At 74.6% G+C, this 11,542-nt stretch carries 7 protein-coding genes; 4 read left to right on the top strand and 3 right to left on the bottom strand.

All coding sequences use genetic code 11. The features are described 5' to 3' along the window. The first annotated feature begins 477 nt into the window (after window positions 1–477). Both IF43_RS0134585 and ptsP read left to right on the top strand, forming a co-directional pair. Window positions 478–927: a PTS glucose transporter subunit IIA gene (locus IF43_RS0134585; RefSeq protein ID WP_030210503.1), complete on the top strand. Its 450-nt coding sequence runs from the start codon at window positions 478–480 to the stop codon at window positions 925–927. Window positions 928–1,001: 74 nt separating this feature from the next. Continuing rightward, window positions 1,002–2,672 (top strand): phosphoenolpyruvate--protein phosphotransferase, encoded by a 1,671-nt coding sequence (gene ptsP, locus IF43_RS0134580; RefSeq protein WP_030210500.1) that lies wholly within the window; start codon window positions 1,002–1,004, stop codon window positions 2,670–2,672. A 177-nt stretch (window positions 2,673–2,849) separates the two neighbouring features. Here ptsP and IF43_RS0134575 read toward each other — a convergent pair whose 3' ends face one another. Together IF43_RS0134575 and IF43_RS0134570 are read right to left on the bottom strand one after the other, a co-directional pair. After that, window positions 2,850–3,851 (bottom strand): hypothetical protein, encoded by a 1,002-nt coding sequence (locus IF43_RS0134575; protein WP_063753448.1) that lies wholly within the window; start codon window positions 3,849–3,851, stop codon window positions 2,850–2,852. Window positions 3,852–3,875: 24 nt separating this feature from the next. Further along, a complete protein-coding gene (locus IF43_RS0134570) occupies window positions 3,876–5,177 on the bottom strand; it encodes an MFS transporter (protein WP_107048669.1) in 1,302 nt (433 codons plus the stop codon). Between the two features lie 44 nt (window positions 5,178–5,221). On the opposite strand from IF43_RS0134570, the gene IF43_RS0134565 reads away from it, so the two are divergent. Beyond that, window positions 5,222–6,541: a GntR family transcriptional regulator gene (locus IF43_RS0134565; protein ID WP_030210482.1), complete on the top strand. Its 1,320-nt coding sequence runs from the start codon at window positions 5,222–5,224 to the stop codon at window positions 6,539–6,541. Window positions 6,542–6,605: 64 nt separating this feature from the next. Here the strand turns inward: IF43_RS0134565 and IF43_RS0134560 are convergent, their stop codons facing one another. Further along, a complete protein-coding gene (locus tag IF43_RS0134560) occupies window positions 6,606–8,591 on the bottom strand; it encodes an acetoacetate--CoA ligase (RefSeq protein WP_030210478.1) in 1,986 nt (661 codons plus the stop codon). 224 nt (window positions 8,592–8,815) lie between these two features. Between IF43_RS0134560 and IF43_RS0134555 the strand changes: the two genes are divergently transcribed. Beyond that, window positions 8,816–11,305, top strand: coding sequence for a glycoside hydrolase family 31 protein (locus IF43_RS0134555; protein ID WP_030210474.1), 2,490 nt, complete (start codon window positions 8,816–8,818; stop codon window positions 11,303–11,305). Window positions 11,306–11,542 lie beyond the last annotated feature (237 nt).

Below are 11,542 nucleotides of genomic sequence, written 5' to 3'. Positions count from 1 at the left end.
TTTCCGACTCTATCAGATCTTTTCTCGACCCGATTTCCTCGGCGCTTTCCGGTTCCGGCCCGTTTCCCTCTCGGGGGGCTTTTCCCTTCCGGCGTTTCCCACTTTACCAGTGCTTTTCCTTCTCTCCGACCGACCGGCTCGACATGCGAGGTGCATGCCGAACGAGCCGACGGATCGAGATCGGATCAGCGAAGTGAAGTGGATGCCCACCCGCCGTCGTTCACGTGAAGTTCACGTGGTGCGGCCGGGCAGGACTTAAGACAGTACAGCTCCCGTGCAGCGGATCGCAAATCGATGTGGGACAGTGGTCTAGTCCACCGGTCTAGTCCACTAGTCTCACGGACGAAGGGCCAGCCGGGTGGGTACCAACACCGGGCGAACCCGGACTTCTCATGACATAACCTTCTGCACAGTGCGTCGTTCCGCGCACACGTAGTGAGCGGCGACCGTCGCAGCCCCACCCCTGGGAGGCAATCCATGACCACCGTGACGTCCCCTCTTGCCGGGCGTGCCATCGGACTGGCCGCCGTGCCCGACCCGGTGTTCTCCGGCGCGATGGTGGGTCCGGGCACCGCCATCGACCCCGTCCGCGAGCCCTCCGAGGCCGTGTCTCCGGTCGACGGCGTCGTCGTCTCTCTGCACCCGCACGCATACGTGGTCGTCGACGCCGAAGGTCACGGCGTCCTCACCCACCTGGGCATCGACACCGTCCAGCTGAACGGCGAGGGCTTCGAGCTCCTGGTCGCCAAGGGCGACACCGTCACCCGTGGCCAGGCCGTCGTGCGCTGGAACCCGGCGGCCGTCGAGGAGGCCGGCAAGTCCCCGATCTGCCCGGTCGTCGCGCTGGAGGCAACCGCCGACTCGCTCGGCGACGTGGTCGAGACCGGCGACGTCAAGAGCGGGGACGTCCTCTTCAGCTGGGCCTGACGCCCTCCCCCGCTCAGGCGGTTCGGACATTCATCGCGGCGGGCGCTACCGCCGCACTATCGGAGACGGGTGAGATGGAGACAACGCTGCGAGGCGTCGGCGTCAGCCACGGTGTGGCGATCGGCCAGGTCCGGCACATGGGTACGGCCGTACTCGAGCCGCCGGCCAAGCAGATCCCCACGCAGGATGCGGAGCGCGAGCAGGGGCGCGCCCGCAAGGCCGTGGAGGCCGTGGCGGCCGACCTGATCGCGCGCGGACAGCTGGCCGGCGGTGAGGCCCAGCACGTGCTGGAGGCCCAGGCCATGATCGCGCAGGACCCGGAGCTCATGGCGGACGTGGACCGGCGGATCGCCGTCGGCAGCACCGCCGAGCGCGGTGTGTACGACGCGTTCGCCTCCTACCGCGAGCTGCTCGCCGGGGCCGGCGAGTACATGGCCGGCCGGGTCGCCGACCTGGACGACGTGCGCAACCGGATCGTGGCGCGGCTGCTGGGCGTCCCGATGCCCGGCGTGCCGGACAGCGACGAGCCGTACGTGCTGATCGCGCGGGACCTGGCGCCGGCGGACACCGCGCTGCTGGACCCGGCGCTGGTGCTCGGCTTCGTGACCGAGGAGGGCGGGCCGACCAGCCACAGCGCGATCCTCGCACGGGCACTGGGCGTGCCGGCCGTGGTGGCGCTGCCCGGGGCCGGGGAGCTGGCCGAGGGCACGGTCATCGCGGTGGACGGCAGCACGGGCGACATCTTCGTCGACCCGAGCCCGGAGAAGCGGGCGGAGCTGGAGGCGGCCGCGGCGGAACGCAAGGCGGCGCTGGCGGCCTCGTCCGGTCCGGGCGCCACGTCCGACGGACACAAGGTGCCGCTGCTGGCCAACGTGGGCGGTCCGGCGGACGTGCCGGCGGCCGTGGAGGCCGGGGCGGAGGGCGTGGGCCTGTTCCGCACCGAGTTCCTGTTCCTGGACGACAGCAAGAAGGCGCCGTCGGAGGAGAAGCAGGTCGAGGCGTACCGCAAGGTGCTGGAGGCCTTCCCCGAGGGGCGGGTGGTCGTGCGCGTGCTGGACGCGGGCGCGGACAAGCCCCTCGACTTCCTGACGCCGGCGGACGAGCCGAACCCGGCGCTGGGCGTGCGCGGTCTGCGGTCTCTGCTGGACCACCCGGACGTGCTGCGCACGCAGCTGGGCGCGCTGGCCAAGGCCGCCGAGGGCCTGCCGGTGTACCTGGAGGTCATGGCGCCGATGGTGGCCGACCGTACCGATGCGCGGGCCTTCGCTGACGCCTGCCGGGAGGCCGGGCTGCGGGCGAAGTTCGGCGCGATGGTGGAGATCCCGTCGGCCGCGCTGCGGGCACGCTCGATCCTTCAGGAGGTCGAGTTCCTGTCGCTGGGCACCAACGACCTGGCGCAGTACGCGTTCGCCGCCGACCGCCAGGTGGGTGCGGTGTCCCGGCTGCAGGACCCGTGGCAGCCCGCGCTGCTCGACCTGATCGCGATGTCCGCCGAGGCGGCCAAGGCCGAGGGCAAGAGCTGCGGCGTCTGCGGCGAGGCCGCGTCGGATCCGCTGCTGGCGTGCGTGCTGACGGGTCTGGGCGTGACCAGCCTGTCGATGGGCGCGGCGGCCATTCCTTACGTGCGCGCGACGCTGGCGAAGTACACGCTGGCGCAGTGCGAGCGGGCGGCGGCCGCGGCGCGGGCCGCGGACACCGCCGAGGAGGCGAGGGTGGCCGCGCAGGCGGTGCTGTCCGGCGAGTGACCGGATGAGCCGCGCGCGGAGGCGTGCGTGACGTGTGGGCCGAGGGGCTCCCAGCCGGTGGGCGGGGAGCCCCTCGGTCGTGCGGTCGGCCGGCAGCGGCCGACGGGTTCGCTTCCGGTCACCGGCCGGCCGGTCCTTCGGTCTTCCGGTCCTTCCGTCTTCCGGTCTTCCGGCGGGTCAGCCGGCCGGCCGGTCGTCCGCTCCCCCGCCCGGCGGCCCGCCGGGTCCACCGGGTCGGTCGCCCCCGGGGCCGGCGCGGCCTCCCGGGTCGGCCGGGTGGTGGGGGTCGGTGTCGTCGACGGGGTAGCCGGGGCAGTAGTCGACGCCGGGTTCGGGCGGGACGGGTTCGCCGGTCTCGGCGTCGGTGCAGTACGCGTTGAACACCTCGGCGGCGGAGAGGGGCCGCAGTCGGCCCCGGTCGAGGCGCCAGGCGTGCACGCGGTCGGGCCGGTCCGGTGCGGTGCTCCTGAGGACGAGTCCGCCGGGGCCGCGGGTGGCGAGTCCGGCGGCGAGGACGGTCACGAAGTCGAGGCCGGCGCGGCTGTCGAACGGCGGTCCGGTCTCGGGCGGGCCGCCGCCGGTGGGGTCCCCGCCGTCGGCGTGCAGGACGGTGGTGAGCTGCTCCTCGTCGGCCGGGACGCTGCAGACGAGGTGGTGGTGGCCGGGGCCGGCGGCGGCGAGGAGGTCCCGCAGGATGCGGGTCGCCCGGTCGAAGGTGGCCGGTCCGATCTCCTCGCCGCAGTCTGCGCAGGGGCCGAGTCCGGCCAGGAGCAGGGTCGCGTACTCCCAGGTGGCCTGGCGGACGGCCTCGTCGACGACGAGCGGGACGAGGTCGGTGATGGGCTGGCCCGCGTACGCGAGTCCGGCGCCGGTGCCGGCGAGCTCCGCGGTGAAGCGGGTGCGGCCGTCCGGGGAGTCGGGGTCGAGTCCGGTCTGGGCGCAGTAGTCGGCGTAGTCCTCGCTGTCGAAGAGGACGACGGTGGTGTGGATGCCCTGTGCGGAGAGTGATCTGAGGAGCCCGTCGACCTGGTGCAGGTACGTGTGGTGGTCCTCGAAGGGGAAGCTCGGGTAGCGGGTCATGGCCGCGAAGTCCTCGGGGTCGGCGAGCAGGCCGACCGTGCTCGGCGCTTCGCGGCGCAGGGTGCGTCGCAGGCTTCCGCTGTGCTTGGTGTACGCCATGGTTCCCCCCAACGGCGATGCCGGTCAGTGCTCACTCACCGTAACCGGGGGCACTGACAGCGGCGGTGTGGTGGGGGCGAGGCCCGTGCGCACGAGCCGGTCCTGGCCGGCGCAGGTGAGGGCGAGGACGGCCCCGAGGGCGGCCCAGGCGAGGGGGCCGGCCGCGACGGCGGCGGTGGCGACGAGGGGGCCGATGCTGCGCTGGCCGGCGGAGGCGAGGCCGTGCACGCCGAGGTAGGCGCCCTGTGCCTGCTCGGGGGCGAGGGCGAGGGAGAGCTCCCAGGAGGCGGTCGCGTGGAGCATCTCGGCGAAGGTGAGTGCGGTGGCGCCGACGACGAGGGCGACGCCGGCGGTCCAGGGGCCGCCGAGGGCGGAGGCGCCCATGGCGAGGCAGCCGACGGCGAAGGCGAGGGCGAGGGGGCGCAGCAGGCGGCGGGCGTCGTCGGAGGTGGTGCCGAAGCGGGCGAGCGGGACCTGGCACAGGACGACGAGGACGTTGTTGAGGACCATCAGCAGCGGGGCGAGGCCGTGCGGGGCGTCGGTGGCGTGGACGATCCAGAGCGGGATGCCGACCTTGAAGATGGCGTCGTCGAGGAAGAGGACGGTCTCGGTGATCGTGTAGAGCAGGTAGGTGCGGTCGTGCCAGGGGCTGGTGGGGCCGGCGGGCAGGGTGGTGGCCGGGCCGTCGGGGTGGTCGGAGCCCGCGACGACCTTGGTGGGGGTGACGGGCTCGGTGCAGCGGAGGGTGATCAGGGCCATGGCGACGTAGGAGAGGGCGTCGCCGAGGAGGAGGGCGCGGTAGGCGGTGACGGTGCCGAGGGCGAGGGCGCCGGCGGCGGCGAGGCCGCCGATGCCGAAGCCGATGTTCATGACGGTGCGGTTGAGGGCCTGGAAGCGGACCCGGTCGGGGCCGGCGATGCGGGCGGCGTAGAGCTTGGTGGTGACGTTGGCGCCGCGGTCGGCGAGGCTGCCGGCGGCGGAGTAGGCCAGCAGGAGCCAGAAGTCCTGGGTGGTGAGGAGGGCCAGGGCGCCGAGGGCGCGGGCGGCGTTCAGCCAGACCAGCAGGCGGGTGATCGGGACCCGGTCGGCGACCCGGCCGGCGATCGGAGCGCCGGCGATGCCGATGCCGCAGGAGACGGCGATGAGCAGGCCGACCTCGGCGAGTCCGAGGCCGGCGACGGTGGAGAAGTAGAGGACGCAGACGCCGGACCACAGGCCGGTGCCGGTCTTGTCCACGAGGGACAGGGCGAGGACGCGGCGGCCGTCGGGGCCGCCGGGTGTGCGGGCGAGGGCGGCGAAGGCGCGGTGGGTCGGGGTCTGGCTCACGGTTCCCCCTTGACGTGAGTTTGTATCGATACATAATTGTGTACGTGGCAACACAATATTCTTTCGCCGGGACCAACGCCAGGGAGATCGCCGCGTCCGTGGAGCGGTCCGTCGCGGACGGCCGCCTCGGCCCGGGTACCGCCCTGCCTCCCGTACGCCGCCTCGCCGAGGACCTCGGGGTCAGCCCGGGCACCGTGGCGACCGCCTACAAGGAGCTGCGCCAGCGCGGCATCGTGGTCACGCGCGGGCGGGGCGGCACGGTGGTGGCGCACGTGCCGGCCGTGGGCTCGCGCCGGCCGCCGCGGGTGCCGGAGGGCGTGGTGGACCTGGCCGGCGGCCATCCGGATCCGGCGCTGCTGCCGGTGCTCTCTCCGCCGTCGGAGGTGTCCCCGGTGCAGGGTTCGCACCGCGGCAGCCCCCGGCTGCCGGCGCTGGAGGAGCTGTCCCGCGCCTGGTTCGCCCGCGACGGGGTGCCGGACGGGTCGGTGACGTTCTCGCACGGCACGCTCGACTGCGTTTCGAGGCTGCTGTCGACGGAGCTCAAGCCGGGCGACAGCGTGGCCGTCGAGGATCCGGGCTTCCACCACCTGCTCGACCTCGTGCCGGCGCTGGGACTGCGGATGCTGCCGGTGACGGTGGACGACGAGGGGATGCGGCCGCAGGAGCTCGGCCGGACACTGCGCGCCGGGGCGCGGGCCGTGCTGTGCAGCCCGCGGGGGCAGAGCCCGCGCGGGGGCCGTTTCACGGCCGGGCGGCGGGCGGAACTCCTGGCCGTGCTGGAGGGGTTCCCGGACGTGCTGGTGGTCGAGGACGACCACAACTCGGACATCTCCGGGGTGCCGCTGCACTCGCTGACCACGGGCGGGCTGCCGCGCTGGGCGCACGTGCGGACCGCGTCGAAGCAGCTGAGCGTGGACCTGCGCTGGGCCGCCATGGCCTGCGATCCGACGACGCTGGCGCGGCACGACGGGCGGCTGCTGCTCACCTCCGGCTGGGTGAGCCACATCCTGCAGGAGACCGCGGCGCGGCTGCTGGCCGATCCGTCGGCCCGGGTGCTGATCGCGGGGGCCGAGCGGGTGTACACGGAGCGGCGTACGGCACTGGTCGCGGCGCTGGCACGGCACGGGATCGCCGCGCACGCGGAGAGCGGGCTCAACGTGTGGGTGCCGGTGCGGGACGAGTCGGCGGTGGTGAACGGGCTGCGCACGCACGGCTGGTGGGTGGCGGCCGGTCAGCGCTTCCGGATCGGGAGCCCGCCGGCGGTACGGATCACCAGCGCGGCCCTGCCGGAGGCGGACGCGGTACGGCTGGCCGCGGACTTCGCCCGGGTCCTGGGCGAGTCCGAGGCCACGTACGGCGGTTGAAGCCGCCCGGGCCTGACCTCTGCCCGGGCAGAGGTCAGGCCCGGGGAGGTCAGGCCCGGGGAGGTCAGGCCTGCTTGCGGGTGCGGGCGAGGTCCTCGTAGAAGCGCAGCAGGCCGAGGTCGTCCACCGAGCCCGGGTTGACGGCCTTGGCCAGCTCGGTGCCCTGCAGGAGCCGCTTGACCGGGACCTCGATGCGCTTGCCGGTGAGGGTGTGGGGCACGCCCGGCACCTCGATGATCTCGTCGGGCACGTGGCGCGGCGAGAGCTCCTCGCGGATGGTGCGCTTGATCCGGTCGCGCAGCGCGTCGTCCAGGGTCGCGCCGGGGGCGAGGTGGACGAACAGCGGCATCCAGTAGCCGCCGTTCGGCTCCTCCAGGCCGATGACCAGGGACTCCTTGATCTCGGGGAGGCGCTCGACGGCCTCGTAGATGTCGGCGGAGCCCATCCGGACGCCCTGGCGGTTCAGGGTGGAGTCCGAGCGGCCGTGGATGACCACGGACCCGCGGTCGGTGATCGTGATCCAGTCGCCGTGCCGCCAGGCGCCCGGGAACATCTCGAAGTAGCTGTCGCGGTAGCGGCTGCCGTCGGGGTCGTTCCAGAAGTACACCGGCATGGACGGCATGGGGTTGGTGACCACCAGCTCGCCGACCTCGCCGGTGAGCGGCTTGCCCGAGGGGTCCCAGGACTGCAGGTCGGTGCCCAGGCAGGCGGCCTGCAGCTCGCCGATGTGCACGGGCAGGGTGGGTACGGCGCCGGCGAAGCAGCTGCACACGTCGGTGCCGCCGCTGACCGAGGCGATCCACAGGTCGTCGGCCACCTCGTCGTGCAGCCAGCGGAAGCCGTCGGGGGGCAGCGGGGAGCCGGTGGTGGCCACGCACGCGACCGCCGAGAGGTCGAAGTCGCGGGACGGGTGCACGCCGGCCTTGCGGCAGGCCATCACGTACGCGGCGGAGGTGCCGTACAGGGTGGCCCCCGTGCGCTCGGCGATGCGCCACTGGGCGCCGGTGTCGGGGTAGCCGGGGCTGCCGTCGTAGAGGACCACGGTGGTGCCGGTGAGCAGGCCGGAGACGAGGAAGTTCCACATCATCCAGCCGGTGGAGGTGTACCAGAAGAAGCGGTCCTCGGGGCCCAGGTCGCAGTGCAGGCCCAGCTGCTTGAGGTGTTCGAGGAGGATGCCGCCCTGGGACTGCACGATGGCCTTGGGCAGGCCGGTGGTGCCGGAGGAGTACAGCACCCACAGCGGGTGCTCGAAGGGCACCTGCTCGAAGACGGGCTCGTCGGTACCGGCGGTCAGCTCCGCCCAGTCGAGGGCGCCCTCGGGGGCCGGCGTGCCGAGCAGCGGGATGTGGACCACGGCGCGCAGCGTGGGCAGCTCGGCGCGCAGTTCGGCGACGGTGTCGCGGCGGTCGTGCTCCTTGCCGCCGTAGCGGTAGCCGTCGACGGTGAACAGGACGACCGGCTCGACCTGCTGGAAGCGGTCGAGGACGCTGCGGGCGCCGAAGTCGGGGGCGCAGGAGGTCCACACGCCGCCCACGGCGGCGGTGGCGAGCAGGGCGGTGACGGCCTGGGGGATGTTGGGCAGGTAGCCGCTGACGCGGTCGCCGGGGCGGACTCCGAGTTCGCGCAGCCGGGCGGCCAGCGCACCGACCTGGCGGCGCAGCTCGGCCCAGGTCACCGGCTCGATGTCGTGGGTCTCGTCGACGTACAGCAGGGCGGCGTCGGTGGCCCGGGCCGGGTCCTCGGCGGCGCGCAGGGCGTGCTCGGCGTAGTTGAGGGTGGCGCCGGGGAACCACTGGGCGCCCGGCATGGCGCGCTCGCCGAGCACGCGCTCGTACGGGGTGCCGAAGCGCACGTCGAACCAGTCGGCCACGGCCCGCCAGAAGGTGTCGAGCTCGTCCACCGACCAGCGGTGCAGTGCGGCGTAGCCGCCCTCGGCGGGCGCCCCGTACCGCTCGGCGGCCCAGCTCTGGAAGGCCGTGACCCGGGCGGCGGCGATCCGCTCGGGGCTCGGCTGCCACAGGGGTGCGGGCTGCGGAGTGGCTTCGGTCATGGGTCTTGGCTCCCGGGTCGGTGTGCGTGCTCGTCCGGCGCGCGCTTCGTGTGCGTACGGTGCCACCGTGCGCGGGGTGTGCGCGCGGCGGCTCACAGGGACCATGCCATGTGATCGACATCCGCACCAGAGCGGCCGCCCACAGGTCCGGCGCGTCCCGGATGTGGGTGAACGCCAGTTGAACGGAGCCCCCACGGCGGCGGCCCGATGGCAGGGTGATCAGCATGAACGGGCGTGAACTGGTACGAGCGGTCAAAGACGTGGGATCGGCGCGCGGGCTGCGCGCCTGGCGCGCGGCGCTGCGCCACGACCGCGCCGACGCGGCGCAGCTGCCGGCGCGGGGGCAGGAGCGGGCGCGGGTTCCCGGCGCGCTGACGGGGGCGGAGCCGCGGCCCGCCGGCGGGGTGCTGCGGTTCGCCCGTTCGGAGCTGCGGGTGCTGGTCGCCGTCGGCGGGGCGGTGTTCTGGGGCTGGGACGGGGCCGGGCCGACGCCGTCGTACGCGCTGGCGGGCGGGGAGCCGGAGCCGGACCCGCGGGCGGTGCTGGAGCCGGACACCGACGGCGGCTGGCGGGTGGTCTCGGAGCGGGCGACGGTGGTCGTGTCCCGGACGGGCACCGTGGAGGTGCGCACGCCCGGTGGGACCGTGCTGCGGCGGGACCTGCCGCCGCGGTGGTGGGAACCGGGGGCGGTCGACGGCAGCCCCGGGGCGGTCGAGGGGCGCCCCGGGGTGGTCGAGGGGAGCCGCCGGGTGGTTGACGGGAGCCCGGTGGGGGCACCCGGCGCACGGGGAGCCCTCGGGGGCGCACACGAGGGCGCACGGTGGTTGCAGCGGTCGGAAGTGGCCGCGGACGCCCGGTTCTTCGGGCTGGGCGGCCGGGCCGCCGGGCCCCGGCTGCGCGACGGCCGGTACCGGCTGTGGAACACCGACCCGAAGGGCGGCTTCGGCCCGGACGACGACCCGCTGTACATCACGATGCCGGTGCAGCTCGTGGTGGCCGACGCCGGCACGCACCTGGTGTTCCACGACAACACCTGGGACGGCCGGGTGACCCTGCGGGAGGGCGAGGAGGGCGCCGGCTCCGGCCAGGACCGGCCCGGCACGTCCGAACTGCGCATGGACGGCGGGCCGCTGCGGACCTGGGTGCTGGTGGGCACGCCCGCCCGGGTGCTCCAGGGCTGGGCGGCCCTGACGGGCGCGCCCGCGGTGCCCCCGTCGTGGGCGCTGGGCCACCAGCACGCGCGCTGGGGTTTCGGCAGCGCGGCGGAGGTGCGCCGGGTCGTCGCCGGCTACCGGGACCGGGGGCTGCCGCTGTCCGCCGTGCACCTGGACATCGACCACTACGACCGGCACCGGGTGTTCACGGTGGACCGGGAGGCCTTCCCGGACCTGGCGGGCCTCGCCACGGAGCTGCGCGGGCAGGGGGTGCGGCTGGTGTCGATCGTGGATCCGGCGGTCCGGGCGGCCGAGGACGAGCCGCTGTACCGGGAGGGGCGCGCGGCGGGGGCGTTCGTACGGGACGCGCGGGGGCGCGAGGTGCGCGGCGAGGTGTGGCCGGGCGAGTGCGTGTACCCGGACTTCACCGATCCGGCGGCGCGGGAGTGGTGGAGCGGGCTGTACGCCGAACGGCTCGCGCAGGGCTTCTCCGGGGTGTGGCACGACATGAACGAGCCGGTGTCCTTCCGGCCGTACGGGGACATGACCCTGCCGCGGTCCGCCCGGCACGCGCTGGAGGGCGCCGGCGGCGACCACCGGCAGGCGCACAACGTGTACGCCCTGGGCATGGCCCGGGCCGGGTACGAGGGGCTGGTGCGGCTGCGCCCGCACGAGCGGCCGTTCCTCTTCTCGCGCTCGGGGTGGGCCGGGATGCAGCGGTACGGCGGCACGTGGTCGGGGGACGTGGAGAGCAGCTGGCCGGGACTGCGGGCCTCGCTGGCCCTGGTGCTGGGGCTCGGGCTGTGCGGGGTGCCGTACTCGGGCCCGGACGTGGGGGGCTTCGGCGGTTCGCCGTCGCCCGAGCTGTTCCTGCGGTGGTTCCAGCTGGGGGCGTACCTCCCGCTGTTCCGGACGCACGCGGCGATCTGGGCGGGGCGGCGCGAGCCGTGGGAGTTCGGGCCGGAGGTACTGGAGCACGCGCGGGCGGCGCTGGCCGAACGCGAGCGGCTCCTGCCGTACTTCATGACGCTGGCGCAGCTGGCCCGGCGGACGGGGGCGCCGTACGTGCGGCCGCTGTGGTGGAGCGCGCCGGAGGACCGGGCGCTGCGCGACTGCGAGGACGCCTTCCTGCTGGGCGACGCCCTGCTGGTGGCGCCGGTCCTGGAACCGGGTGCGGACCGGCGGGCGGTGCGGCTGCCGCGCGGGCGCTGGTACGACACGGCGACCGGTACGCCGTACGAGGGGCCGGGCCAGGTGTTGCTGGACGCCCCGCCGGGGCGGATCCCGGTGCTGGCGCGGGCCGGGGCGGTGCTCCCGGTGGCCGGGGCGGACGGGCTGGAGCTGGAGGTGTGGGCGCCGGCGCTCGGCCGGACCGGGGGCGGGCTGCTGGTGCGGGACGCCGGGGACGGCTTCGAGGTGCCGGAGGTGGAGCGGTTCACGGCGCGGTGGCGGGCGGGGGAGGTCGTGGTGACGCGCGACGCCGCCCTCGGGGGCGGCGGTACGAGCGGCTCCGGAGAGGGGCCGGAACCAGGGCTTCCGGTGCGGGTGCGGGGGGCGTGAGGGTTGGTGGGGGTGTGCGGTACGGGGTGGGCCCGGTTCGGGGTGGGTGCGTGGGGGCCGCCCCGTGGTGTGCGGGTCCCCTCGGCGCTTGACAGGGGCGGCCTGCAGCCCCTGCGGCAGGCCCACCCCGAGGGCTTCGCTTCCGTTCTAGTGGTCGTCGCAACACCCCAGCTCAGGGGATGCGATGGACTTCAAGATCCGGGAGATCCGGACGGCGCAGGGGCCGAAGAAGCTGGT

The organism is Streptomyces sp. NRRL S-87 (assembly GCF_000719335.1).
In the GTDB taxonomy this organism is placed as follows: domain Bacteria; phylum Actinomycetota; class Actinomycetes; order Streptomycetales; family Streptomycetaceae; genus Streptomyces.
The sequence above is the reverse complement of the archived record's forward strand: the minus strand, read 5'-3'. Positions and strand labels throughout refer to the sequence as shown.